Source organism: Mycolicibacterium celeriflavum (assembly GCF_010731795.1).
GTDB classification, from domain to species: Bacteria; Actinomycetota; Actinomycetes; order Mycobacteriales; family Mycobacteriaceae; genus Mycobacterium; species Mycobacterium celeriflavum.
The window spans coordinates 1,614,767-1,638,866 of record NZ_AP022591.1; the positions used below are offsets into that span (position 1 = coordinate 1,614,767).

Consider the following 24,100-nt stretch of genomic DNA (forward strand, 5'->3'; position numbering starts at 1 on the left):
AACCCGTTTTCCCCCCAGCATGCAATCGAGGACGGTGCAGGACTTTACGCCGGAACATATTTTTGGGTCAATCGCTCCTAGGAGAAGGTGGTCAACGCCTGGACTGCGATACCCCCTCTTCGCCGCCGAGCCGCATATCGTGTTTGCTGTGCAAGGATGTCATACAGCTCGAACCTGTTCAAGGGCCAAAAACGGGACAAAGTCATGTTTTCTGTCTCACACGTGCAACGCTACGGACCGGTGCGTCAACGCCCTTGGGCATCAGGGCACAGCGGACCAAGAATTAGGCTCGGACACCGATGATTGATCGATCGCGAGTCTCGAGCCGTCAACCCGCGTGCCCCATGATCATGCCGCGAGGGTGCGGCGCGGCAGGGCTAAATGGCAATTTTTATGACAATAGAGACGGTCAGTATCAAAACCCGCTATCCGCCGCGGTTGGGCCAAACGCGATAAGTATTGTCGCACACGTCAAAAGCGTCCGACGAGAAGGTCGAAGATCCTCTACTCGGGCAGGTGTAGCTACTCGCGCAGGCGTAGCTACTCGGGCAGGCGTAGCTCGGGTTTCTCGACCTCTTCGATATTGACGTCTTTGAAGGTGATCACGCGCACCTGCTTGACGAAGCGCGCGGGTCGATACATGTCCCACACCCAGGCATCGGCCAGGCGCAGCTCGAAGTAGACCTCGCCCTCGGAGTTACGCGGCACCACCTCGACGCTGTTGGCGAGATAAAACCGCCGCTCGGTCTCCACCACATAGCTGAACTGACCGACGATGTCTTTGTATTCGCGGTAGAGCGAGAGCTCCATCTCGGTCTCATACTTCTCGAGATCTTCGGCACTCATCAGCTCAGCTGTCCTTCATGTCGGTCACGGCGCTCTCACTGGCACTATTGTCCCCTACCCCACTTCACCACGCTGATCCGGTTCACAGTCATCGACCAGCTCGGTGACGACCCTGATACCACCGGCCGTTGCCACCCGGCGCACGTTGATGAACGAATACCGATGCTGTGCGCATGGCCCCAGCTCTGCGAGCGCCGCGCTGTGGGCCGGCGTGCTGTAGCCCTTGTGATCCGCGAAACCGTAGCCGGGGTGCTCGGCCTCCATCTCGACCATCAACCGGTCGCGGCTCACCTTGGCCAGCACGCTGGCCGCCGCTATGCAGGCCGCGGCCGCGTCGCCCCCGACCACGGGCAGCGAGGGCGCCGGCAGGCCGGGCACGCGGAACCCGTCGGACAGTACGTATCCGGGCCGCAGCGACAGACCAGCCACCGCCCGGCGCATGCCTTCGATGTTGGCCACGTGCACGCCACGCCGGTCCACCTCCGCAGATGGAATGAACACCACGTGATAGGCCAGCGCGTACCGGCGGATCAGCGGGAACAGCCGCTCGCGTTCCTTCTCGTTGAGTTTCTTCGAGTCATCGAGGGCTGCCAGGCTCTCGAGCCGGTTCGGACCGAGCACACACGCAGCCACCACGAGCGGTCCCGCGCACGCGCCGCGACCCACCTCGTCGACGCCGGCGACCGGCCCGAGGCCGCTGCGATACAGCGCCGATTCCAGAGTGCGCAGGCCCGAGGATTTGCGGATCACCGTGCGCGGTGGCCATGTCGCCGGCAAGAACACCCTCTCCTATGCGTCCTACTGCGTTTTGGCGGTCACGTCTGCGGGTTCACGCTGCCAACGCCGCCCCACCGTGACGGGGGCCAGGCAATGAACCGTGCTATCCCGATCACATTGTCCACCGGGACGGTGCCCGCCATCGGGTCGCCCGTACACAGCAGGCCCTTCTGAACGTCGGCCGGAATGTTTGAGCAGTGTGCGCGTGAATCGGCCGAGTGGGTGCGGTTGTCGCCCATCACCCACAGCCGGTCCTCGGGCACAGTCACGGGCCCGAACTCATTGCCCAGGCACGGGTAGACCGCGGGGTCGGCCCGCATGGTCTCGGGGTCCAGGTACGGCTCGTGGAGCCGCTCGCCGTCGACGGTCAGCCCGGTCGCGGCGCGGCATGCGACAGTCTGTCCGCCCACCGCGATGACCCGCTTGACGAGGTCGTTCTCGTCCGGCGGGACGAAGCCGATGAATGACAGCGCGTTCTGCAGCCATCGCACGGCAGTGTTGTCCGAGCGGATCGACTGGTAGTTGATGTTCCAATTCGGCGGACCCTTGAACACGATCACGTCGCCCGGCTCGGGGGACGAGAACCGGTAGGTCACCTTGTCCACCATGATCCGGTCGCCGGTGCAGCCGGCACACCCGTGCAGTGTGGGTTCCATCGATTCTGACGGAATGAGGTAGGGCCGCGCGACGAACGTCAGCATGACGTAGTACAGGACCAGCGCGATCGTGATGAGGATCGCGAATTCGCGCAGCGCGCCGCCCTTCTTCTTCTCGGGCTTGTCCGTGTCGGGTTCTGGAGCCGCGTCCTCGGGCGGGCGCTCGGCTGACGACTCGTCGGACTTCGGGGAACCGGTCACCGCATCAGGGTAGCCAGCGCGGTGCTCGGCACCGCGCGGCTCGCGCTGCAAGGATCAGACCTCGATGCCGGCGGCCGACCCGAAAGTCAGCGCTTTTCCTTGATCTTCGCCTTCTTGCCGCGCAGCTCGCGCAGGTAGTACAGCTTGGCGCGACGCACGTCGCCGCGGGTCACGACGTCGATGTGATCGATGTTGGGTGAGTGCACCGGAAAGGTTCGCTCCACGCCGACGCCGTAGCTCTCCTTGCGCACCGTGAAGGTCTCCCGGACTCCGCCGCCCTGGCGACGCAGCACCACGCCCTTGAAGACCTGGATGCGCTCCTTGGAGCCCTCGATGACCTTGACGTGCACGTTAACGGTGTCGCCGGGACCGAAGTCCGGGATGTCGTCGCGCAGCGATGTCTGATCGACGAAGTCCAGCGTGTTCATCGGTGACACTTCCTTGCGGTTGGCGGCTGCGGGCGCTGCTGTCACGATGGACGCGTCACCGAGCCGATCTGATCGGGCGTATCGGGGTGTATCTCGCAGCGGGCGGAACTGGCCGTTCCCGGGTCCTGCACAGACAACTGCTCAATTGTGCCAGATGGGGTCGAATCCGGAGAAATCGAGCGGTATCGCCGCCGCCCCGACATGCCGGAAAACGCGCCTACGCCTGCACAGGCGGCGCGAATCCGAACCGGTTAGGCTGGCTTCACGGGGCTGATCGCTGGTGATGACCCTGATTCCCCGCCCACCGCACCCTGAGGAGGGCCATGCGACGTCGGCCGTCAAGGCTGGTGAGGGTTGCCGCAACCATTGTCGTCGCGGTACCGGTCGTCGCGGGTTGTGAGGCCAAGGTGTACGGGACGACGCCGCCCGAACGAGCGGCGCCGCATGCGACCGTCGTCGTACCGCAGGGCACCATGGCACCGCTGCCAGAGACCGCACCCGACGAGCCCGCCGCATCGTTCTCCGGCCTGCAGTTGCGGGTGCAGCAGGCCACCGCCGAGGCCGCCGGGGCCGGCGCCGACATCTCGGTCACGATCCTTGACCGCAATACCGGGCAGCTCATCTCGAATGGGAACGCCGAGGCGATGCCAATCGCCTCGGTGGTCAAGCTGTTCATCGCCGACGACCTGCTGCTGCAGGAGTCGCGGGGAAAGGTCAAACTCTCCCCCGACGACCGGCGGGCGTTCGAAGCGATGTTGCGGTCCTCGGACGACAGCGCGGCCGAGGTCTTCTGGAACCGAGGCGGCGGCAGCGAGATCGTGTCGCGGGTCATCGCGCGGTACGGCCTGAAGGCGACGAGCACGCCCTACAACGGGCGGTGGTTCAACACGTTGAGCACGACCGGTGACCTCGTTCGGTACTACGACAAGCTGCTCTCGGGCAGCGGCGGGTTGCCTCGGGACAAAGCCGACATCATCCTGTCGAACCTGGCGGCCTCCACGCCGACCGCGCCCGACGGCACCGTCCCCGGGGGCGTCTACCCGCAGCGGTTCGGCATCCCCGAGGGTCTCTACGCCGACCGGGTCGCAGTCAAGCAGGGCTGGTTCTGCTGCTGGAACGGTGGCAACTGGGTGCACTGGTCCACCGGAGCGATCGGCGGCGACCATCGGTATGTGATGGCGATCGCCTCCATGCAAGCCGCCGACGACGTGACGACGCGCAACACGATCACCCAAGCGGTCAAGACCATGTTCCCCGACGGCCGAATCTAGTCGGTGCGGTCGAGCAGATCCGGTCGACGTTGCCGGGTGCGTTGCAACCCTTGTTCTCGCCGCCACGCCGCGATCTTCGCGTGGTCGCCCGACAACAGGACGTCGGGCACATCGAGGCCGCGCCAGCTCGGCGGCCGGGTATAGCTGGGCGCTTCCAGCACCCCGTGTGAGTGCGAATCATCTTGGTGCGACGCGGGATTGCCGAGTACACCGGGAAGTAGCCGGACGATCGCCTCGATCATCACCAGCGCCGCCGACTCGCCGCCGGGCAGCACGTAGTCGCCGATCGACACCTCCGCGACCCGCATGCGGCGCACGGCATCCTCGACGACCCGTTGATCGATTCCCTCGTACCGGCCGCACGCGAACACGACGTGCCTCTCAGCGGCCCAGGCCTGTGCGTCGGCCTGCCGAAACAGCCGCCCGGCCGGCGTGGGAATCACGAGAAGCGTTTCGTCCGAACAGATCTCGTCGAGCGCATCGCCCCAAACGGGGGCCTTCATCACCATTCCCGGCCCGCCGCCGTAGGGCGCGTCGTCGACCGAATGATGCACGTCATGGGTCCAGCGGCGCAGGTCATGCACGACCAGCTCCACGATGCCCGTTTCGATCGCCTTGCCGGGCAACGACTGTCGCAGCGGGTCGAGGTAGGCCGGAAAGATCGTCACGACATCTATGCGCACGTTCAGATCTCCAGTAGGCCCTCGGGCGGATCTATCTCGATCAGCTGCTCGGTCAGCGACACCGACGTCACGATCGCGCTGACGAACGGGACCAGCACCTCACGTTCAGCGCTGCGCACCGCGAGCAGTTCACCCGCCGCGGTGTGCAACACCTCCGCCACGGTACCGATGTCATCGCCGGCGACGGTGCGCACCTGCAAACCTTCGAGCTGATGGTCGTAGTACTCGTCGGGGTCCTCGATGGGCGGAAGCTCTTCGGAATCGACGACGAACAACGTGCCGCGCAGCGCGTCGGCCGCGTCACGGTCCGCCACGCCGTCCAGCCTCACCAGCAGGCGGCCGCCGTGCGCCCGCGCTGACTCGACGACGTAGTCGCGCTCCGCACCGCCCTTCGGGGCGCGGCCGCGCAGCGACGCGCCGGGGGCGAAGCGCGCTTCGGGATCGTCGGTGCGGACGTCCACCACCACCTCACCGGTGATGCCGTGCGCTTTGGCGACGCGCCCGACGACGAGATCCATGTCGGATTACTGGTCGGTGTCCACCACGTCGACGCGAATACCGCGACCGCCGATGCCGGCGACCAGCGTGCGCAGCGCGGTCGCGGTGCGTCCACCTCGCCCGATCACCTTGCCGAGGTCATCGGGATGCACATGCACCTCGACGGTGCGTCCGCGCCGGTTGGTCACCATGTCGACGCGGACGTCATCGGGGTTGTCGACGATTCCGCGGACCAGGTGTTCGACGGCGTCGACGACGACAGAGCTCACGTCTTTGCTCAGCTCTCTGCCGACGAGGGCTCGCCCGAGGAGCCATCAGCCGTGGCGCCGTCGACGGTGGCGTCCGCACCCTCGGCCGCAGGCTCGGACTTGTCTTTCGCGCCGGACGGGTCGGCGGTCGCCTCGGCCTCGACGGCCTTCTGGTCGGCCTCGCCGCTTGCCTTCTCGTCGGCCTTGTCGGCCTTGTCGGCCTTCTTGGCGGGCGCCTTCTTCTTCTTGGGCTGCGTGGCCTCGGTGCTCGGGCCGCCCTCGGCCTCGGCCAGCGCCGCGTTGAACAGCTCGAGCTTGCTGGGCTTGGGCTCCTTGACCTTCAGCGTGCCTTCCCCGCCGGGCAGACCCTTGAACTTCTGCCAGTCGCCGGTGATCTTCAGCAGCGCCAGAACGGGTTCGGTGGGCTGGGCGCCGACGCCAAGCCAGTACTGCGCGCGCTCCGAGTCGATCTCGATGAGGCTCGGATCTTCCTTCGGGTGATACCGACCGATGACCTCGATCGCACGGCCCTGACGGCGGGTGCGGGCATCGGCGACGGCGATGCGGTACTGGGGATTGCGGATTTTGCCAAGCCGAGTGAGCTTGATCTTTACAGCCATGGTTGAGCTACTTCTCCTGTGATTGCCACGCTGCAATTCAGCGATCGAGGCGGGTTGCCTCGGCCCGGTTTTGCCTTGCGTGTGTGACCGCCGCAGAGCCGGAGTCCTGCGGTAGACAGCCGCCCATTGTGCCAGAACCCGCCCTACCGGCAAAAATCCGGCATTGTCGGCGCTTATTGGGGCGTTAGCGGGTTGATCCCATGCACCCCTGCGGGGGCAATCAACCCATTAACGGCCTCCTATGGGGCTCACACGAGCTTGTCGAAGCACTTCTCCTCGACGCGCCTGCTCATCCGCCAGCCCTCGGCGGTACGCACGAACTCGTCGACGTACCAGATCCCGACGAAGTAGATCTGGCCCTCCCCGCCCATCACCATCGGGTTGAAGCAGACGGCGCGCGAGGACGCGGTGTCGCCGGCCGGATCGTAGGAGATGCGTACGTCGACGTTGCCGAGCATGTGGTAGTACGCCGGGAAGTTCGGCAGCACTTCCGTCAGCCAGACCTTCACCTCCGGGTAACGGCCGTCGATGCCTCCGGTGACGCGGTAGTCGATGTAGGCGTCGGCGGTGAACACCCGGTCGAGGTCGTCGAATCGCTTCTGATCGATCGCCGTGGAGTAGTCGATCAGCAGTTGCTGTATTTCCAAGCGGTCCGAAATCTCCTCGAGGCTCAACATGCGTCGATTGAACACGACTAGGCTGCCTGCCCATGCGGAAGCTGTTGATCTGCTTGACGACCCTGCTGAGCCTGGTCGCGGCGGGAACCACCGTCGCCGCCGCCGCGCCTATCGGCGTCAACCAACCGTCGGGATCGGTGCCGATCCCCGACGGGCCCGCGCAGGCGTGGGTGCTCGCCGACATGGACAGTGGCGCCGTGCTGGCCGCACGCGACGAATACGGCCAGTACGCGCCCGCAAGCACGATCAAGGTGCTGCTGGCGCTGACAGTGCTCGACGAACTGCCCCTCGACGCCACCGTCGTCGCGAACGAGGCCGACACCCAGGTCGAATGCAACTGCGCAGGTGTGACGCCCGGCATGGTCTACACGGCGCGCCAACTGCTCGAGGCGCTGCTGCTGGTTTCGGGCAACGACGCGGCCAACACGTTGGCCACCATGCTCGGCGGCCACGACGTCGCCATCACCAAGATGAACGCCAAGGCCGCGTTGCTCGGCGCGCACGGCACCAACGTGGGCTCGCCGTCGGGCCTCGACGGCCCCGGTATCGACATGTGGTCGTCGCCGCACGATCTGGCGGTCATCTTCCGCGCCGCGATGGCCAACCCGGTGTTCGCCTCGATCACCGCGCAGCCGACCGCCGTCTTTCCGACCGAGACCGGCGACAAGGTCCTGGTCAACCAGGACGAGCTGCTCAAGCGGTATCCGGGCACGCTCGGCGGGAAAACCGGATTCACCGACCGCGCCCAGAAGACCTTCGTCGGCGCCGCCGAACGCAACGGCCGCCGACTGGTCGTCGCGTTGATGTACGGCATGGACAAGCCCGGCCAGCCGACATACTGGGATCAGGCCGCGAGCCTGTTCGACTGGGGTTTCGCGCTCAGCCCGGGAGCCAGTATCGGCACGCTGTGACCGCCTCCTTGAGTTGCTGAATCGCAACGCATCCGAGACCGGGACGGGGAACGCGGGCGATACGCTCGGCGGCCATGCGAGGCATGTTGGCTGCGTTGGCCATCGCGCTGACAGCGGCCATCGGCGTCGCTGCACCGGCGTCCGCCCAGCCGGGAAGTGAACCGTCGGGCGCCGTCGCGCTGCCGGACGGACCGGCGCAGTCCTGGTTGCTCGCCGACCTCGATTCCGGCCGGATCCTTGCTTCACGCAACCCCCATGAGCCGCACGCGCCCGCGAGCACCATCAAGGCGCTGCTCGCCATGGTCGTGCTCGACCAGCTTCCGCTCAACGGGGTGATCCGGGCCAGTCCGGCGGCCGCCGACGTCGAATGTTCCTGTGCGGGAGTGAAAGCGGGACGGGCTTACACGGTGCGTCAACTGCTCGACGGGCTGATGCTGGTGTCGGGCAACGACGCCGCCAATGTGCTTGCCGACGGTCTCGGCGGCTATCGAGTCGCGGTCGCGAAGATGAACGCCAAGGCGTCGGGCCTGGGGGCGCGCAACACCCGAGCCTCATCCCCGTCGGGACTGGACGATCCTGGAATGGAGTCGGTCACCACGGCCAACGACCTCGCGATGATCTACCGTCAAGCGCTGCGGTATCCCGCGTTCGCCGCGATCGTGCGCCAGCCGTCGTCGCTGTTTCCGACCGACGACGGCCCGAAGACCATCACGAACCAGAACGAGTTGCTCAAGAGGTATCCGGGCACGCTCGTCGGCAAGACCGGCTACACAAACCTGGCCCGCGACACGTTCGTCGCCGCCGCACAACGCAACGGTCGCCGACTCGTGGTCGCGCAGTTGTACGGCAACGGCGACCTCTACGGCCAGGCAATCGACCTCTTCGACTGGGGCTTCGCCCACCCCTGAGTTTCCTTGCCCAGTTGCCTAGTTGCGCGAGCGTGCGTGTCTGCACCCGACACACCGCAAATCTTCAGCGCTGCACGCACTTTCACGTGCGACGAGCGTGCGCAACTGCAGGAATTGCCGCGGTGTGTCGGGTGCAGACACGCGCGCTCGCGGTAATGGGCTCGCGGCTAGGGGAAGGTGCGGCCGCGCAGGATGACGAGATCCGGGTGGTTGACGACGGAGGCGCCGAGCCGCGGATCGTCGGCGTAGCACACCAGGTCTGCGGGTGCTCCGTGCTCGAGACTCGGCCGGCCCAGCCAGTCGCGGGCGCTCCAGCAGGCAGCACCCAACGCGTCGGTGGCACTCATGCCGATGCTTTTGAGCGCGTCGATCTCATCGGCGATCCGACCGTGGGCAACCATGCTGCCAGCGTCGGTGCCGGCGTAGATCGGCACGCCCGCCTCACGGGCGGCGGCAATCCGCGACGCACACCGCTCGTAGAGATCGCGCATATGACGGGCATATGTCGGGAATTTGGCGGCGCCGTCGGCGATGCCCGGAAAGTTCTCGATGTTGATCAGCGTCGGCACCAGTGCAGTGCCGTGCTCGACCATCAGGTCGATGGTGTCGTCGGTCAGCCCGGTGCCGTGCTCGATGCAATCGATACCGGCTTTGATCAACCCCGGTAGGGCGTCCTCGCCAAACACATGGGCGGTCACGCGGGCACCGTTGTCATGGGCGGCATCGATTGCGGCCTCGAGCACGTCGTCGGACCACAGCGGTGCCAGATCGCCGACCTCCCGGTCGATCCAGTCGCCGACGAGCTTGACCCAGCCGTCACCGAACCGCGCCTGCTCGGCCACCGCGGCCGGCAGCGCGGATTCGTCTTCGAGTTCGACCGCGAATCCACGCTGGTAGCGCTTCGGCCTGGCGAGGTGGCGCCCGGCCCGGATGATCTCGGGCAGCTCGTCGTGGTCGGCGAGGCTGCGGGTGTCGACGGGCGATCCGCAGTCGCGCAGCAGCAGCGCACCCGCATCGCGTTCGACCTCGGCCTGCTCGATGCAGTCGTCGAGGTTGTCGAGCGGGCCGTGCGCACCGAGTCCGACGTGGCAGTGCGCATCGACGAGTCCGGGGAGTATCCAGCCGTCGGCCCGGTCAGCGCCGAAGACGGTCTGCGCACCGCTCACCGGTTCGGCGCTCAGCACACCGTCGACGATCCACCACTCCACGGGCTCTTCGTCGGGAAGTCCCCGACCGCGCACATGGAGTCGCATCCCTAGTTCTGGCCCGGGAACTTCAGCTTGGACAGGTCGATGTCGGCCAGCCCCGGTGGGAGCTCGTCTAGGCCCTTGGGCATATCGGACAGATCGGGAAACCCCGCGGGCATCCCCGGCATTCCTGCGCCGAGCGGATTGCGCGCCTTCGGCGGCGTCGGTCCGCTGCCTTTCTTGCGGCCCTTCTGCCCCTTCTTACCCTTCTTGCCCTTGCGGTTGGATGGCTTGCGGCCGAACGGCATTCCCATCTGCCCGGCCATCTGCGACATCATCTTGCGGGCTTCGAAGAACCGCTCGACAAGCTGGTTCACCTCGCCGACCGTCACACCGGAGCCGTTGGCGATGCGAAGCCGGCGCGAGCCGTTGATGATCTTGGGATCGGCGCGCTCCTCGGGTGTCATGCCGCGGATGATCGCCTGCAGGCGATCGAGTTGCTTGTCGTCGACGGCGGCCAGCGCATCCTTCATCTGGCCCGCGCCGGGCAGCATGCCCAGCAGGTTCCCGATCGGGCCCATCTTGCGGATCGCCAGCATCTGCTCGAGGAAGTCTTCCAGCGTCAGCTCGCCGCTGCCGATCTTGGCGGCCGCCGCCTCGGCTTGCTGGGCGTCGAAGACCTGCTCGGCCTGCTCGATCAACGACAGCACGTCGCCCATGCCGAGGATGCGACTGGCCATCCGATCGGGGTGGAAGACGTCGAAGTCCTCGAGCTTCTCTCCGCTCGAGGCGAACAGGATCGGCACACCGGTGATCTCGCGGACCGACAGCGCGGCCCCGCCGCGGGCGTCGCCGTCGAGCTTGGTCAGCACGACGCCGGTGAAGCCCACGCCCTCGCGGAACGCCTCGGCGGTCGTGACGGCGTCCTGGCCGATCATCGCGTCCAGCACGAAGATCACTTCGTCCGGGTCGACGGCCTGCTTGATCGCGGCGGCCTGACCCATCAGCTCGTCGTCGATACCGAGGCGACCCGCGGTGTCGACGACGACCACGTCGAAATGCTTGGCCCTGGCCTCGGCGAGACCGGCGGCGGCAACCGCGACCGGATCACCGGGCGCCGATCCGCCGCTGCCCTCGGGCCCGACGCCGGGGTGCGGCGCGAAGACCGCGACGCCGGCACGCTCGCCCACGATCTGCAGCTGACTCACGGCCCCGGGCCGCTGCAGGTCGCACGCCACAAGAAGGGGCGTATGTCCTTGCCCACGAAGCCATTTCGCGAGCTTTCCGGCCAAGGTCGTCTTACCGGAGCCTTGCAGACCGGCCAGCATGATCACGGTCGGCGGAGTCTTGGCGAACGCCAGCGTGCGGGTCTCCCCGCCGAGGATGCCGATCAGTTCCTCGTTGACGATCTTGACGACCTGCTGGGCCGGGTTGAGGGCACCGGACACCTCGGCGCCGCGGGCACGCTCCTTGATGCGGTTGACGAAAGCGCGCACGACGGGCAGCGACACGTCGGCTTCCAGCAACGCCAACCGGATCTCACGGGTGGTCGCATCGATATCGGCGTCGGTCAGCCGCCCCTTGCCGCGCAGCCCCTGCAGGGCGCCGGTCAACCGGTCGGACAGGGATTCAAACACTTAAGCCTCCTGCGGCCTAGCCTAACTGGCCTCGGAGACCGCCTTGGCGGGCGGCGGCGCCGGCAGCACCGTGTACAGGTCACGCTCGATCTCGTCGCGAACGGCCGGGCCGGCGGTGATGCCGAACACGTCCACGACCGAGGAGCCCAGCGTGGTCACCTTCGCCCAGGCGATGTCGACGCCATCGCGCTCGAACACCGCGGTGAGCCTCGCCAGCAGACCGGCGCGGTCGGTACTTCGGATCTGCACGATCAGCTCGCCCGGGTGCGCGCCCTCCGACCACAGGATGCGCGGTGGAGCGGTGACGTGATTGATCGGGACGGCCGCCAACACCTCACCCGCACGGGCGGTGCCGTGCTGCGCGGCGTCGCGATCACGACGATCGAGCGAGTCGAGGACGTCGAGTTCGCCGTCGAGGGCGAGGATGAACTGCTGACGCAGCAGCTCGCCGGCCGGTGGGGAGCCGAAATGCGGTGAGACGACGAACGTGTTGATCGCCGAGCCCTCGTGACCGTTGACCGACGCCGAGTGCACCCGCAGCGAATTGAGCGCCAGCACGCCGGCCGCCTTCGACAGCAGCCCCCGTCTGTCCGGCGCGATGATTGTGACGTTGTAGATGTGCGGGCTGTCCACAGGCGTCAACTCGACGTGCACACCGACCTCGGCTGCCAGCGAAAGATACCGCGGATCAATGGGATCCGGTTCGGGCAGCGGCTCGCCGGCCATCACCATCTTGCACCGGTGGACCAGGTCGCCGATCAGCGACGCCTTCCAGTCGCCCCAGACGCCGGGCCCCGTCGCCAGCGAATCCGCTTCGGCGAGCACGTGCAGCAATTCCAGCAGCACGGCGTCGCCGTCGAGGGCGTCCACCACCGACGCGATCGTGTTCGGGTCTTGCAGGTCGCGCCGCGTCGCGGTGTGCGGCAACAGAAGATGATGGCGTACAACTTTTGACAACACCTCGACGTCCGAGGGCCACAGGCCCAGTCGGGTGCCAATCTGGGTGGCCAACTCGGCACCGATGACGCTGTGATCACCGCCGCGTCCCTTGCCGATGTCGTGGCACAGCGCGCCGAGCATCAACAGGTCGGGGCGGGACACCCGCGTGGTGAAAGCGCTTGCCCGGGAGACTGTTTCGACAAGATGCCGGTCGACGGTCCAGATGTGCACGACGTCACGCGGCGGGAGGTCACGGACCGCACCCCACTCCGGGAACAGCCGGCCCCACAGACCGGTGCGGTCCAGCGCCTCGATCGTGGCGACCGCCGACGGCCCCGCGGCGAGCATCACCAGCAGGTCCTTCAGGGCCTGCCGCGGCCACGGTGTGCGGAGCTCGGGCGCAGCCTCGGCGAGCCGGGCCAGCGTGGACGCGGCCATGGGCAGCCCGGTGGTCGCCGAAGCGGCTGCCACCCGCAGGATCAGGCCTGGATCGCGTTCGGGACGGGCGTCGCGCGCGAGGATCACCTCGCCGCCGAACTCGATGACGCCCTCGTCGAGGGGGCGGCGGGTGGGGCGGCGCAGCGACGCGAGTCCGCGGCGGGGCAGCGCGTTCGCCGCGGTGCGGACACCGGCGTCGACGTAGAAGCTGATGGTGCGTGCGGCGTCGGACAGCGTGCGTGCCAGATCGAAGCGGTCCCCGATGTGCAGTGCTGCGCCGATCTCGTCGGCATGCTGGGCCAGCAGCAGGTCGCGGCCGCGCCCGGCGACCCTGTGCAGTTCGGTCCGAACGTTGAGCAACGCCAGATGGGCCTCCCCCAGCGTTCCGAGCGGCGAGGCCGAGGTCCGGTTGGGGTACACATCGGTCAGCTGGGCGATCGCCAGCGCATTGAGCAATTGCACGTCGCGCAGACCGCCACGACCACACTTGAGATCCGGCTCGGCACGGTGCGCGATCTCACCGCTGCGCTGCCAGCGCGCTCGGGTGTGTTCGACGAGTTCGTCGAAGCGCGAGGCGATTCCGGTGCGCCACTGCCGGCGGGCGCCCCCGATCAGCAACGTCGACAGGTCCGCATCACCCGCGATGTGCCGGGCTTCCAACATTGCCAGGCCCGCCGAGATGTCCTCACCGCCCACCTTCAGCGCTTCCGGCACCGTCCGCACACTGTGGTCGAGACGAATGTTCGCGTCCCACAACGGGTACCACAACAGCTCCGCAACCTGCCCGACCACGTCGGGAGGCATGTTGTCGTGCAACAGGGTCAGGTCGAGGTCGGAGTACGGCACGAACTCACCCCGGCCCAGGCCGCCGGTCGCGACGATGGCGAAGCCGCTGGTGGGTGTGATGCCGACCTCGGCGGCCTTCGTCGTGAGCCAGAATTCGTACAGATCCTGCAGCGCCTGCCGCAGGGCTGCCGAATCCAATTGGCGGGCAGTGCCTGCCAACAATTGCTTACTCGCGGCGGCGAGGTCGGTCGCCGGCCGAGACGAGCCCGCCGCCGGTGCCACCCATCGGGGCACACCGGTGGCGGGATCGCGTTTCTGCTCAGGCATCTCGTCCACTCCCGCCCTGTCGAGAACTGCTCACGGTGTGATCGGTCGGTTGGGAGACGAACTCTCAGTTCTTCAAGCGGCTCAAAGGGCGTCGGCTCCCCGTTCGCCGGTTCGCACCCGCACGACGGTGTCGACGGGACTCACCCACACCTTGCCGTCGCCGATCTTCCCCGTCCGTGCGGCCTGGACGATGACATCGACCACCTTGTCGACAGCGGAGTCTTCGACGACCACCTCGACACGCACCTTCGGCACGAAATCCACGGAGTACTCGGCGCCGCGGTAGACCTCGGTGTGCCCCTTCTGCCGGCCGTACCCCTGAACCTCGCTGACGGTCATCCCGAGGATCCCCGTCTGCTCGAGCCCGGTCTTGACGTCTTCGAGCGTGAACGGCTTGACAATCGCAGTAATCAGCTTCATGTAGTCGATCCCTTCCGAGGAAATTGTTGCCGATCAGACGAGCTCGTAAGCGGTTTCGGCATGTTCGGTCTCATCGATGCCGGTGTCCTCGTCTTCCGCGGTAACGCGCCAGCCCAACGGCTTAACGATAAAGGCAATGATCGCCGTCATGATGCCAGTGAAGATGACCGCCACCAACGCGATCACCACCTGCACGACGAGTTGTCGGATGCCACCGCCGTAGAACAGGCCGGTCTCCATCGCCAAGAAGCCGATGCCGACCGTGCCCCACAGACCCGCTACCAGGTGCACACCGACCACGTCGAGCGAATCGTCGTAGCCGAACTTGTACTTCAGGCCGACTGCGAGAGCGGACAACACACCGGCGATGACGCCCAGGATCAACGACCCGATCGGCGACAGCGCACCGCAGGCCGGAGTGATCGCCACGAGGCCGGCGACAATGCCCGAGGCCGCGCCGACACTGGTCGCGTGACCGTCCCGGATCCGCTCCACGAGCAACCAGCCGAGCATCGCCGCAGCAGTCGCGGCAGTGGTGTTGACCCAGACCTGGCCGGCGATCATGTCGGCCGCGCCTTCGGATCCCACGTTGAAGCCGAACCAGCCGAACCACAGGATGGCAGCGCCGAGCATCACGAACGGAATGTTGTGCGGCCGATAGGCCATCCTGCCGAACCCGGTCCGCTTACCTAGCAGCAGCGCGAGTACCAGTGCGGCCATGCCCGCGTTGATGTGGACCACGGTGCCGCCGGCGAAGTCGATCGGAGCGACGTTCGCCATGCCTTCCTCGTTCACCCCGAACAGCTTCGCCGCGACGCCGTTGCCGGCCGCCGACAACAGGCCGCCGCCCCAAACCATATGGGCGAGTGGAAAATACACCAGAGTGGCCCAGATTCCGCCGAACACGAGCCAGGTCCCGAACTTCATCCGCTCGGCCACCGCGCCACTGATGAGGGCGACCGTGATCACCGCGAAGGTGAGTTGGAAGCCGGCCCAGACGATCGCGGGAACCGTGCCGAAGCCGCCGAGGACGTAGAGGGTGTTCTCGCCGATCTCCTTGGTTTCCAGTAGCGGACTCAACCCGAAAAGCGCGAACGGATTGTCGAATACGCCGAGGATGTCGCCGGTACCGGTGTGCGCCGATGCGAACGACATCGAGTATCCCCACAGCACGTAGATGACACTCACGACGCCGAGGGTGCCGAACGACATCATCATCATGTTCAGCACCGACTTCTGCCGGGAGAGCCCACCGTAGAAGAACGCCAGACCGGGCGTCATGAACAGCACGAGCGCCGCGGCCATCAGCACCCATGCGGTGTCGCCCGCGCTCAAGCCCTCCGGGCCGAACGGCGCGAACGCATCATCGGGTAGAGCCAGGGGTAAGGCTGAAACCACTTTGTGTGAACCTCCTTGGGAAGTACGCCGATCGGATCGGCCTCCCGAAGAGACTCTTCGGCTCGCGTTTCACCGGTGATTCTGTTCGGTTTCCAGAAAGTGAACGCGCACGCCAGAAGCGTTACGCTCGTGTTTCTGCCGGGCGCGGCGAGGCCAAACGCCTACCCGAGCAGCGCGTCGACGAAGGCCGCAGGCTCGAACGGCGCGAGATCGTCGGCGCCTTCCCCGAGCCCAACCAGTTTGACCGGCACCCCCAGTTCCTGCTGCACCCGAAAGACGATTCCACCCTTGGCCGTGCCGTCGAGTTTCGTCAGCACGACGCCGGTGATGTCGACGACTTCAGCGAACACCCTGGCCTGCGGCAGACCGTTCTGGCCGATCGTGGCGTCGAGCACCAGCAGTACCTCGTCGACCTCGGCTCGGCGACTGACCACCCGCTTCACCTTGCCCAGTTCGTCCATCAGTCCGGTCTTGGTGTGCAGCCGCCCGGCGGTGTCGATGACGATGACGTCGGCGCCGTCCTCGACGCCTTTGTCGACCGCGTCGAAGGCCACCGATGCGGGATCGGCGCCCTCCGCGCCACGCACCACATGTGCGCCCACCCGCGACGCCCAGGACTGCAACTGATCGGCCGCGGCGGCCCGGAAGGTATCGGCCGCGCCGAGCACCACGCGGCGTCCGTCGGCGACCAGCACGCGGGCCAGCTTGCCGACGGTGGTGGTCTTGCCGGTGCCGTTGACCCCGACGACCAACAACACCGACGGCTTGTCCGCATGCGGCAGCGCCTTGATCGACCGGTCCAGGTCGGGCCGCAGTTCGGCGATCAGGACTTCACGCAGCACGGCGCGGGCGTCTGCCTCGCTGCGCACGTTGCTGCTGGCCATCCGGGCGCGCAGCGACGACACCACAGACTCCGTCACGACCGGCCCGAGGTCGGCGATCAGCAATGTGTCCTCGACCTCTTCCCAGGACGCCTCGTCGAGGTCACCGCCGCCGAGCAGGCCCAGCATGCTGCGGCCGAGCGCGTTGTGCGACTTGGCCAGGCGGCCGCGCAGCCGCTCCAGCCGGCCTTCCGTCGGCGCGATCTCGTCGAGCGCGGGAGCGGCCGGGGCGGCAGCGGTCGGCGCCGCGGGTTCACTCGGCTTCTCGGGCGCGGGGATGGTCGGCGGCGCAGCGGGCTTCTCAGGGGGCTTCTCGACCGGCGCCTCGGGAAGTTGCACGTCGGCGATCGGGCGCTTGGGCGAGTCCCGCGGAATCGTGGCGTCATCACCGACCGCGGGCAGCCCGCTGGTGTCGATCCGCTCGGCCGGCCTCGCCGGCGCGGACTGGCTGAACGTGATGCCCGACGAGGCTGTGTAGCCCCCGGAGCGGTCGATCTGGGTGGCCGTGTCGGCCTTCTTCAAACTGATCCGGCGGCGCCGGTATCGCACCAGGCCAACGACCAGCGCGACGACCAGCAGTACGGCGATGACCGCAATCGCGATCCACAAACCCAACCAGGCAGCTTCTGTCACCGCGCCATTGTCTCAAGGCGGGTAGCCGGTGACCCGTGACGCCCCCACGGCCGCGAGCCGCGGTCAGTGGCCACTAACGGGTTGATTACTCGCATCAGGTGCAGACGATCAACCGGTTAGAGCTCGAGAAGGCCCTGCGCGCCTTAGTTGGTGGCTGCGACCAATTCCTGACCACGCATCCGCTGGCTGATCACCGTGGTGATGCCGTCGTCGCGCATGGTCACCCCGTACAGGGCGTCGGCGACTTCCATCGTCGGCTTCTGGTGCGTGATGACGATCAGCTGAGAGCGCTCGCGCAGCTGCTCGAACAGGCTGATCAGCCGGCGCAGGTTCACGTCGTCGAGCGCCGCCTCGACCTCATCCATCACGTAGAACGGCGAAGGCCTGGCACGGAAGATCGCGACCAGCATCGCGACCGCGGTCAACGACTTCTCTCCGCCGGACAGCAGCGACAGCCGCTTGATCTTCTTGCCCGGCGGACGCGCCTCGACCTCGATGCCGGTGGTGAGCATGTCGTTGGGGTCGGTCAGCAACAGCCTGCCCTCACCACCGGGGAACAGGGCAGAAAACACCCCGCGGAACTCGCGTTCCACGTCGGTGTACGCCTCGGTGAACACCTGCAGGATGCGCGCGTCGACGTCATCGATCACATCGAGAAGATCCTTGCGCGCGCCCTTGACGTCCTCGAGTTGAGTGGACAGGAAGTTGTAGCGCTCCTCGAGCGCGGCGAACTCCTCGAGCGCAAGGGGGTTGACCCGGCCCAGCTCGTTGAGCTCGCGCTCGGCCTTCTTGGCGCGCCGTTCCTGAGTCGCCCGGTCGAACGGCATCGGGGCGGGCGCGGTGACCTGCTCGCCGCGCTCGCGCGCCTGCTCGAACTCGGCCATCTCCAGTTCCGTAGGCGGCAGTGGAACACCCGGGCCGTATTCGGCGACCAGATCATCGGTCGCCATGCCGAACTGTTCGAGGATCTGCTCCTCGAGCTGCTCGATACGCATTGCCGCTTGGGCCTTGGCGACTTCGTCCTTGTGCAGCGCCTCGGTCAGACCGTTGACCTTGATGGTGAGCTCGTTGACCAAGTCGCGCGTCTTGGCCAGCGCGGCGGTGCGGTGCTGACGTTCGGCGGCGACTTCGTCGCGAGCGCGTGACGCGACGGCCACGACGGCGCTCAACCGTTGTGCGACAAGGCGTCCCGAGTCCGCGACCGCGGCGGCCACCGCCGCTGCATGCTGGCGCGATTCACGGGCCCGAAGAGCGCGCAGCCTCGCCTCGCGCTCGGCGGCCGCCGCCCTGCGCAGCGAATCCGCCCTGCCGCGAACGGCATTCGCACGCTCCTCGGCGGTTCGCAGCGACAGCCGGGCCTCCACCTCGGCACTGCGGGCGGCCTCCGCGGCGGCCATCGTCTCCTGGCGGTTGACGGGCTCCGCTTCGAACGTCGGCTCCTGCTGGGCGTTGTGCAGTCGCTGCTCGAGCCCGGCGAGCTCCTCGACGGTGCGCGAGCGGTTGGCCTCCAACTCGTTTCGCTGATGGATCAGCCGTTGCCATTCGTCGTCGGCGGCGCGGGCGTCCTGGCCGAGTCGACCCAGCTGCTCGTAGATCGCCGAGATGGCGGCGTCGGATTCGTTGAGCGCGGCGAGTGCCTGCTCCGCGGTATCCTGACGGTTCGCCTGTTCGGTCAGCGCGCCGGACAACGCCGCGGTCAGCTCGCCGACCTGCCTCTCGGCCTCGGCCAGCTCGGTGCGGGCCTTCTCGACCTCCGAGGCGATCTCGAGCGTGCTCGGTTTGCGGTCCGACCCGCCGCTGACCCAGCCCGCCCCGACCAGATCGCCATCGGTGGTGACGGCCCGTAGTTTGGGCCGCGAGGCGACGACGTCGAGCGCAGCGGCCAGCTCCGACACCACCACGACGTCTGAGAGCATCGCCCGGATCGCACCCTGCAGTCGCGGCGGCGCTTCGACCAGCTCCACCGCCCACACGGCGTCGACGGGCAGTGATTCAGCTTGCGGCGGCGCGTGATTCGGCCAATCACCGAGCACGATCGCCGCCCGCCCGCCGTCGGACTCCTTGAGCGCCGCGACCGCGGCGCGGGCGGCCCCGGGGCTTTCGGCGGCGACCGCGTCGGCGGCGGCACCGAGCACCGCCGCGACGGCCACCTCATAGCCGTCGCGCACCTTCAACAGGTTGGCGATCGAGCCCAGAAGCCCTGCGCCACCACGATTTTGCTGTAGCCAGGCCGCACCGTCCTTGCGATCCAGACCGACCGAAAGGGCTTCGATGCGAGCGCGCAGCGAGGCGACCTGACGTTCTGCGCCACGCTCGGCGGCCTGCAGCTCGGCGACGCGTTCGTCGGCCAGCCGCAGCGCGGTCACCGTGCGGTCGTGGTGTTCGTCCAGACCGACTTCGCCGGCGTCGAGTTCACCGACGCGGCTTTGCACGGTCTCGAACTCGGCCTGGGTCTGCTGGGCCCGGGCGGCCGCCTCGTCGATGCCGCCGGTGAGGCGGGCGACGGTTTCGTCGATGGACTCCACGCGGGTGCGCATGGTGTCTACCTGGCCGGCCAGCCGGGCCAGGCCCTCGCGGCGGTCGGCTTCTGCGCGCGCGGCGGCCATGTGCGCACGTTCGGCCTCGGCGGCGACGCGCTCACGCTCGGCCAGCTCGGCACGGGCCGCCTCCAGCTTCGCGCGGGATTCGGTCAGCTCGTCGAGCAGTTGCCGCTCCTGGGCGGCGATTTCGTTTGCTTGGGCTTCCAGGGCATCGGGATCAGGCCCCGTCGACGCCTCGGGCTCGATTTCGAGGTGCTGCGCTCGCTCGCTGGCGATGCGCACTGTTGCACTGACTCGTTCGGCGAGCGCCGACAGCGAGAACCAGGTCTGCTGTGCGGCGTCGGCGCGTTCGCTGAGGCCGGCGACCGCCGCTTCATGGGCGGCCAGCTCCGTGGTCTTGGCGTCCAACAGTGTCGCGATCTCATCGTGCTCGCGGCGCAGCGTGGTTTCGGCCTGGTTGGTGTTCTCGAAGTCGGCACGGCGTGTGACGAGGTCGTCGGCGGCCAGGCGCAGCCGGGCGTCACGCAGGTCGGCCTGAATCGTCTGGGCGCGACGGGCCATCTCGGCCTGCCGCCCGAGCGGCTTGAGTTGACGGCGCAGTTCGGTGGTCAGGTCGCTCAGCCGGTTGAGGTTGGCCGACATCGCATCGAGCTTGCGGACCGCCTTCTCCTTGCGCTTGCGGTGCTTGAGAACGCCGGCTGCCTCCTCGATGAACGCCCGCCGGTCCTCGGGCCGCGATTCCAGGATCTCCGAGAGCTTGCCCTGTCCGACGATGACGTGCATCTCGCGGCCGATGCCGGAGTCGGACAGCAGTTCCTGGACATCCATCAATCGGCAACTGCTGCCGTTGATCTCGTACTCACTGCCGCCGTCGCGGAACATCCGCCGGGTGATCGACACCTCGGAGTACTCGATCGGCAGCGAGTTGTCGGAGTTGTCGATCGTGACCGTGACCTCGGCGCGGCCAAGCGGCGGCCGCGACGACGTCCCGGCGAAGATGACGTCTTCCATCTTGCCGCCGCGCAGCGTCTTGGCGCCCTGTTCGCCCATCACCCAACTCAGCGCGTCGACCACATTGGACTTACCCGAACCGTTGGGCCCGACGACGCACGTGATGCCTGGCTCGAAGCGCAGAGTCGTCGGCGAAGCAAACGACTTGAAGCCCTTCAGGGTCAGACTCTTGAGGTGCACGACGTGCCACACTACCGCCGCTCGGGCTAGCGCTCGGTGAACCCATCTAGCGAGTCGCGGGGTTCTGTGAAGTCGGCGACGACGTTGTCGACCCGACCCGGCGCCTCACCGCTTTGCAGCAGGTCAAGTAGTCGCTGGCACGCTTCACGTCGGCCCTCGGCGACCACTTGCACCCGGCCGTCGGGCTTGTTGGCCGCGAAGCCGGTCAGCCCGAGTTCCAGTGCACGCGCCCTCGTCCACCACCGGAAGCCGACACCTTGGACGTGGCCGTGCACCCATGCCGTCAGGCGTACCTCAGCTAACTCCTGCATCATGTACCTCAAACGTCACTTTCGTCCCGGACTTGAGGGTGCGGCCGACGGTGCAGACCTGGTCGATCGCGCGCTCGACCACCGTGAGTACCCGCGCGACCTCGGCCTCTGACAAGCCGGACAGGTCCAGTTCCATGTGCTCCTCGAGCAGCGGATACCGCTCCTGCTCGCGGTCGGGGGGACCGGAGACGCGGATCGTCGTGCGGTAGTCGTCGCCGAGCCTGCGTCGCAGCGGCGCGTCACTGGCCATACCGCTGCATGCCGCCAGCGCGATCTTCATCAGTTCGCCCGGCGTGAACACTCCATCGACGTCCTCGCTGCCGACGAGCACCTCGGCGCCCCGCGAGCTACGGCCGGTGTAGCGGCGCTCCCCCGTCCGCTCAACCCACAGTTCCGTCATGAACTATTTGTACAGCGCGTGCCCCCACCTCATTCCCTGCTGTACCGCTCGTCGCAGCGATCGACGTTTCGCAGAGATCGTGCGAGAAGCGAGCTGGAAAACGTCGGGCAGTGGGGCTGGAGTGGCTGCTGTGACTCCGCGGCGCCACGGAGCGCAGTTTAGTTGCCCCGCACTCGCGGCCGGGGTTGGCATTTCGGGCAGTAGAACGACGAGCGGTTCATGAACTTCTCCCGCCGCATCACCGCACCGCAGCGCCGGCACGGCTCACCTTCGCGACCGTAGGCGTCCAGCGACCGGTCAAAGTAGCCGGATTCGCCGTTGACGTTGACATACAGCGCATCAAACGACGTGCCGCCCTGCTCCAGCGCCTCGTGCATCACCTCGGCGGCCGCGTCGAGCACCTCCGCCAGTTTGGACCGGGTCAGCGACGACGCCAACCGGGCGCCGTTGGTCCTGGCACGCCACAGCGCCTCGTCCGCGTAGATGTTGCCGATGCCCGACACCACCGTCTGATCGAGCAGCTGACGCTTGATCTCAGAGTGCTTGTGCCGCAACACCGTAACCACACCATCGCGGTTGAACAGCGGATCCAGCGGGTCGCGGGCCAGATGAGCGACGGGCACCGGCACCTCGCTGCCGTCGACGGTGACCATCTCGGTGAGCATCCAGCCGCCGAACGTGCGCTGATCGACGAAGCTCAGCGCCGTGCCGTCGTCGAGCAGGGCGGCGATGCGCAAGTGACTCTCGTTGGGCACCGAGCCCAGCAGCATCTGCCCGCTCATCCCCAGATGCACCACCAGCGCCGAACCGTCGTCCAAAATCAGCCACAGATACTTGCCCCGCCGGCCCGTGCCGACGATGCGGGAATTCAGCAGTCGCCCAGTCAGGTCGGCGGGGCCGGCCTCGTGCCTGCGCACCGCGCGGGGATGGTGGACGCGCACCGCGGTGATCGTCTTGTCGACGACGTACGCTTCCAGTCCGCGCCGGACAACCTCGACCTCGGGAAGCTCAGGCATCTACCTCGGCGGCGCTCAGCGCGTTCCAGGCCGCCGCGGCCGCCTTCAGCTCGGCCTCCTTCTTCGTGCGCCCGACACCCGTGCCGTATTCGGTGTCGGTGACGACCACCGTCGCGGTGAATTCCTTGTCGTGGTCCGGCCCGGTGGAGGTGACGACGTAACTCGGTGCGCCCAGCCCGCGCGATGCGGTCAGTTCCTGCAGGCTGCTCTTCCAGTCCAGCCCGGCGCCGAGGGTCGGCGCGGTGTCCAACAGCTTGCCGAACAACCGCAGAATGACCTGCCGGGCGACCGTGATGCCGTGCTCGAGAAAGATTGCGCCGAGCAGGGATTCGACCCCGTCGGCCAGGATGCTGGCCTTACTCGCGCCGCCGGAGTTCTCCTCGCCCTTGCCCAACAACAGGTACGCGCCGAGCCCGTCTTCGGTCAGCTGACGACCCACCTCGGCAAGCGCCTGGGTGTTGACGATGCTGGCGCGCAGCTTGGCCAGATCGCCCTCCGACCGGTCGGGGTGCCGGTGGTAGAGCTCCTCGGTGATGGTCAGCCCGAGCACCGCGTCGCCGAGGAACTCCAGTCGCTCGTTGGTCGGCAGACCGCCGTTTTCATAGGAGTAGCTGCGGTGGGTGAGCGCGATGGTGAGCAGCTCGTCGGGCAGGTCGACACCCAGCGCCGCCAGCAGCGCCGCGCGGTCAGTCACGCGTGTCCTCGTCCAGCATGCCGGCCAGCTTGGCCCAGCGCGGATCGATCCGCTCGTGGTGGTGCCCGGGTTCGGCCTCCGCCAACGCCACGCCGCAGTCCGGGCACAGTCCGGCGCAGTCCGGACGGCACAGCGGGACGAACGGCAGCGCCAACCCGACGGCGTCGATGATCGGCTGCTCCAGGTTGACGGTGTCGTCCACCACGCGACCGACCTCGTCGGCCTCGGTCGTCTCGTCGGTGGCGCTGTCGGGGTAGGCGAACAGTTCGGTCAGATCGATCTCGACGTCACCGGTGACCGGCGTCAGACACCGTGCACACTCGCCCGCCGTCGGCGCGGAGACCGTGCCGGTGACCAGCACACCCTCCGACACCGACTCGACCCGCAGGTCGAGCGCCAGCGGGGCGCCTTCCTCGATGGCGATCAGGTCCAGCCCGATCCGCGACGGGCTGGGCACCGTCTCGGAGACAGCCATCATTGCCCCGGGCCGCCGACCCAGCCGGGAGATGTTGATAACGAGCGGCGATTGTGACGCGCGATGCGTCGCCGCTTTGGCATGCGTCGCCATGAGTGTCGAG

General features: G+C 67.3%; 24 protein-coding genes. 3 read left to right on the plus strand and 21 right to left on the minus strand.

The window, feature by feature from the left end; translation table 11 throughout:
• Positions 1–540 precede the first annotated feature (540 nt).
• The 4 genes from G6N18_RS07910 to rplS all read right to left on the minus strand — a co-directional run bounded on the left by G6N18_RS07910 (position 541) and on the right by rplS (position 2,908).
• Positions 541–846 (minus strand): DUF2469 domain-containing protein, encoded by a 306-nt coding sequence (locus G6N18_RS07910; RefSeq protein ID WP_059099649.1) that lies wholly within the window; start codon positions 844–846, stop codon positions 541–543.
• A gap of 54 nt (positions 847–900) precedes the next feature.
• Complete coding sequence (locus tag G6N18_RS07915; RefSeq protein WP_082999997.1) at positions 901–1,623, minus strand: ribonuclease HII; 723 nt, start codon at positions 1,621–1,623, stop codon at positions 901–903.
• Positions 1,624–1,661: 38 nt separating this feature from the next.
• Complete coding sequence (gene lepB / locus G6N18_RS07920; protein ID WP_067225142.1) at positions 1,662–2,480, minus strand: signal peptidase I; 819 nt, start codon at positions 2,478–2,480, stop codon at positions 1,662–1,664.
• An 86-nt stretch (positions 2,481–2,566) separates the two neighbouring features.
• The gene (rplS, locus tag G6N18_RS07925) at positions 2,567–2,908 is read right to left on the minus strand and encodes a 50S ribosomal protein L19 (RefSeq protein WP_064351209.1); all 342 of its coding nucleotides are present in this window, start codon (positions 2,906–2,908) and stop codon (positions 2,567–2,569) included.
• A 323-nt stretch (positions 2,909–3,231) separates the two neighbouring features.
• On the opposite strand from rplS, the gene G6N18_RS07930 reads away from it, so the two are divergent.
• Positions 3,232–4,179, plus strand: a complete 948-nt coding sequence (locus G6N18_RS07930) for a serine hydrolase family protein (RefSeq protein ID WP_067225077.1) — start codon at positions 3,232–3,234, stop codon at positions 4,177–4,179.
• Here the strand turns inward: G6N18_RS07930 and trmD are convergent.
• The 5 genes from trmD to G6N18_RS07955 form a co-directional block, all read right to left on the minus strand.
• Positions 4,176–4,862, minus strand: a complete 687-nt coding sequence (gene trmD, locus G6N18_RS07935) for a tRNA (guanosine(37)-N1)-methyltransferase TrmD (RefSeq protein ID WP_067225078.1) — start codon at positions 4,860–4,862, stop codon at positions 4,176–4,178. The genes G6N18_RS07930 and trmD overlap by 4 nt on opposite strands.
• A gap of 2 nt (positions 4,863–4,864) precedes the next feature.
• A complete protein-coding gene (gene rimM / locus G6N18_RS07940) occupies positions 4,865–5,380 on the minus strand; it encodes a ribosome maturation factor RimM (RefSeq protein ID WP_082999800.1) in 516 nt (171 codons plus the stop codon).
• Between the two features lie 6 nt (positions 5,381–5,386).
• Entirely contained in the window at positions 5,387–5,629 is a 243-nt protein-coding gene (locus G6N18_RS07945) for an RNA-binding protein (protein WP_003928628.1), read from the minus strand.
• Between the two features lie 8 nt (positions 5,630–5,637).
• Positions 5,638–6,228, minus strand: coding sequence for a 30S ribosomal protein S16 (rpsP, locus tag G6N18_RS07950; protein WP_082999799.1), 591 nt, complete (start codon positions 6,226–6,228; stop codon positions 5,638–5,640).
• A 248-nt stretch (positions 6,229–6,476) separates the two neighbouring features.
• Positions 6,477–6,905 carry a nuclear transport factor 2 family protein gene (locus tag G6N18_RS07955; protein ID WP_067225081.1) on the minus strand — a complete coding sequence of 143 codons (429 nt, stop codon included), beginning with the start codon at positions 6,903–6,905 and terminating at the stop codon, positions 6,477–6,479.
• Positions 6,906–6,937: 32 nt separating this feature from the next.
• On the opposite strand from G6N18_RS07955, the gene G6N18_RS07960 reads away from it, so the two are divergent.
• On the plus strand, positions 6,938–7,816 hold the full coding sequence (locus G6N18_RS07960) for a D-alanyl-D-alanine carboxypeptidase family protein (RefSeq protein ID WP_067225082.1): 879 nt from the start codon (positions 6,938–6,940) through the stop codon (positions 7,814–7,816).
• A 74-nt stretch (positions 7,817–7,890) separates the two neighbouring features.
• Positions 7,891–8,724 carry a D-alanyl-D-alanine carboxypeptidase family protein gene (locus G6N18_RS07965; protein WP_082999798.1) on the plus strand — a complete coding sequence of 278 codons (834 nt, stop codon included), beginning with the start codon at positions 7,891–7,893 and terminating at the stop codon, positions 8,722–8,724.
• A 167-nt stretch (positions 8,725–8,891) separates the two neighbouring features.
• On the opposite strand, the gene G6N18_RS07970 is transcribed toward G6N18_RS07965, so the two are convergent.
• The 12 genes from G6N18_RS07970 to G6N18_RS08025 all read right to left on the minus strand — a co-directional run bounded on the left by G6N18_RS07970 (position 8,892) and on the right by G6N18_RS08025 (position 24,090).
• A complete protein-coding gene (locus G6N18_RS07970) occupies positions 8,892–9,977 on the minus strand; it encodes a metal-dependent hydrolase family protein (protein ID WP_067225084.1) in 1,086 nt (361 codons plus the stop codon).
• 2 nt (positions 9,978–9,979) lie between these two features.
• Complete coding sequence (gene ffh, locus G6N18_RS07975) at positions 9,980–11,548, minus strand: signal recognition particle protein (RefSeq protein ID WP_067225085.1); 1,569 nt, start codon at positions 11,546–11,548, stop codon at positions 9,980–9,982.
• A gap of 21 nt (positions 11,549–11,569) precedes the next feature.
• A complete protein-coding gene (locus tag G6N18_RS07980) occupies positions 11,570–14,038 on the minus strand; it encodes a [protein-PII] uridylyltransferase (protein WP_067225143.1) in 2,469 nt (822 codons plus the stop codon).
• A gap of 81 nt (positions 14,039–14,119) precedes the next feature.
• On the minus strand, positions 14,120–14,458 hold the full coding sequence (locus G6N18_RS07985) for a P-II family nitrogen regulator (RefSeq protein WP_018600748.1): 339 nt from the start codon (positions 14,456–14,458) through the stop codon (positions 14,120–14,122).
• Positions 14,459–14,491: 33 nt separating this feature from the next.
• Entirely contained in the window at positions 14,492–15,856 is a 1,365-nt protein-coding gene (locus G6N18_RS07990) for an ammonium transporter (protein WP_067225086.1), read from the minus strand.
• Between the two features lie 161 nt (positions 15,857–16,017).
• Complete coding sequence (ftsY, locus tag G6N18_RS07995; RefSeq protein ID WP_082999797.1) at positions 16,018–17,370, minus strand: signal recognition particle-docking protein FtsY; 1,353 nt, start codon at positions 17,368–17,370, stop codon at positions 16,018–16,020.
• 143 nt (positions 17,371–17,513) lie between these two features.
• On the minus strand, positions 17,514–21,101 hold the full coding sequence (gene smc, locus G6N18_RS08000) for a chromosome segregation protein SMC (RefSeq protein WP_179962382.1): 3,588 nt from the start codon (positions 21,099–21,101) through the stop codon (positions 17,514–17,516).
• A gap of 26 nt (positions 21,102–21,127) precedes the next feature.
• Complete coding sequence (locus tag G6N18_RS08005) at positions 21,128–21,412, minus strand: acylphosphatase (RefSeq protein ID WP_082999795.1); 285 nt, start codon at positions 21,410–21,412, stop codon at positions 21,128–21,130.
• Positions 21,396–21,812 (minus strand): OsmC family protein, encoded by a 417-nt coding sequence (locus G6N18_RS08010; protein ID WP_082999794.1) that lies wholly within the window; start codon positions 21,810–21,812, stop codon positions 21,396–21,398. Before G6N18_RS08010 ends, G6N18_RS08005 begins: the two co-directional genes overlap by 17 nt.
• 158 nt (positions 21,813–21,970) lie before the next feature.
• The gene (gene mutM / locus G6N18_RS08015) at positions 21,971–22,828 is read right to left on the minus strand and encodes a DNA-formamidopyrimidine glycosylase (protein ID WP_082999793.1); all 858 of its coding nucleotides are present in this window, start codon (positions 22,826–22,828) and stop codon (positions 21,971–21,973) included.
• Positions 22,821–23,522, minus strand: a complete 702-nt coding sequence (rnc, locus tag G6N18_RS08020) for a ribonuclease III (protein WP_067225092.1) — start codon at positions 23,520–23,522, stop codon at positions 22,821–22,823. The genes mutM and rnc overlap by 8 nt, the downstream gene beginning before the upstream one ends.
• On the minus strand, positions 23,515–24,090 hold the full coding sequence (locus G6N18_RS08025; protein WP_067225093.1) for a YceD family protein: 576 nt from the start codon (positions 24,088–24,090) through the stop codon (positions 23,515–23,517). Before G6N18_RS08025 ends, rnc begins: the two co-directional genes overlap by 8 nt.
• Positions 24,091–24,100: the final 10 nt, after the last annotated feature.

Excerpts from the sequence above, each read along its gene's own strand:
- G6N18_RS07910 (WP_059099649.1), bottom strand. The coding sequence starts at position 846 with ATGAGTGCCGAAGATCTCGAGAAGTATGAGACCGAGATGGAGCTCTCG.
- rplS (WP_064351209.1), bottom strand. The coding sequence starts at position 2,908 with ATGAACACGCTGGACTTCGTCGATCAGACATCGCTGCGCGACGACATC.
- G6N18_RS07930 (WP_067225077.1), top strand. The coding sequence starts at position 3,232 with ATGCGACGTCGGCCGTCAAGGCTGGTGAGGGTTGCCGCAACCATTGTC.
- rimM (WP_082999800.1), bottom strand. The coding sequence starts at position 5,380 with ATGGATCTCGTCGTCGGGCGCGTCGCCAAAGCGCACGGCATCACCGGT.
- rpsP (WP_082999799.1), bottom strand. The coding sequence starts at position 6,228 with ATGGCTGTAAAGATCAAGCTCACTCGGCTTGGCAAAATCCGCAATCCC.
- G6N18_RS07955 (WP_067225081.1), bottom strand. The coding sequence starts at position 6,905 with ATGTTGAGCCTCGAGGAGATTTCGGACCGCTTGGAAATACAGCAACTG.
- G6N18_RS07960 (WP_067225082.1), top strand. The coding sequence starts at position 6,938 with ATGCGGAAGCTGTTGATCTGCTTGACGACCCTGCTGAGCCTGGTCGCG.
- G6N18_RS07965 (WP_082999798.1), top strand. The coding sequence starts at position 7,891 with ATGCGAGGCATGTTGGCTGCGTTGGCCATCGCGCTGACAGCGGCCATC.
- G6N18_RS07970 (WP_067225084.1), bottom strand. The coding sequence starts at position 9,977 with ATGCGACTCCATGTGCGCGGTCGGGGACTTCCCGACGAAGAGCCCGTG.
- G6N18_RS07980 (WP_067225143.1), bottom strand. The coding sequence starts at position 14,038 with ATGCCTGAGCAGAAACGCGATCCCGCCACCGGTGTGCCCCGATGGGTG.
- G6N18_RS07985 (WP_018600748.1), bottom strand. The coding sequence starts at position 14,458 with ATGAAGCTGATTACTGCGATTGTCAAGCCGTTCACGCTCGAAGACGTC.
- G6N18_RS08005 (WP_082999795.1), bottom strand. The coding sequence starts at position 21,412 with ATGCAGGAGTTAGCTGAGGTACGCCTGACGGCATGGGTGCACGGCCAC.
- G6N18_RS08010 (WP_082999794.1), bottom strand. The coding sequence starts at position 21,812 with ATGACGGAACTGTGGGTTGAGCGGACGGGGGAGCGCCGCTACACCGGC.
- mutM (WP_082999793.1), bottom strand. The coding sequence starts at position 22,828 with ATGCCTGAGCTTCCCGAGGTCGAGGTTGTCCGGCGCGGACTGGAAGCG.
- G6N18_RS08025 (WP_067225093.1), bottom strand. The coding sequence starts at position 24,090 with ATGGCGACGCATGCCAAAGCGGCGACGCATCGCGCGTCACAATCGCCG.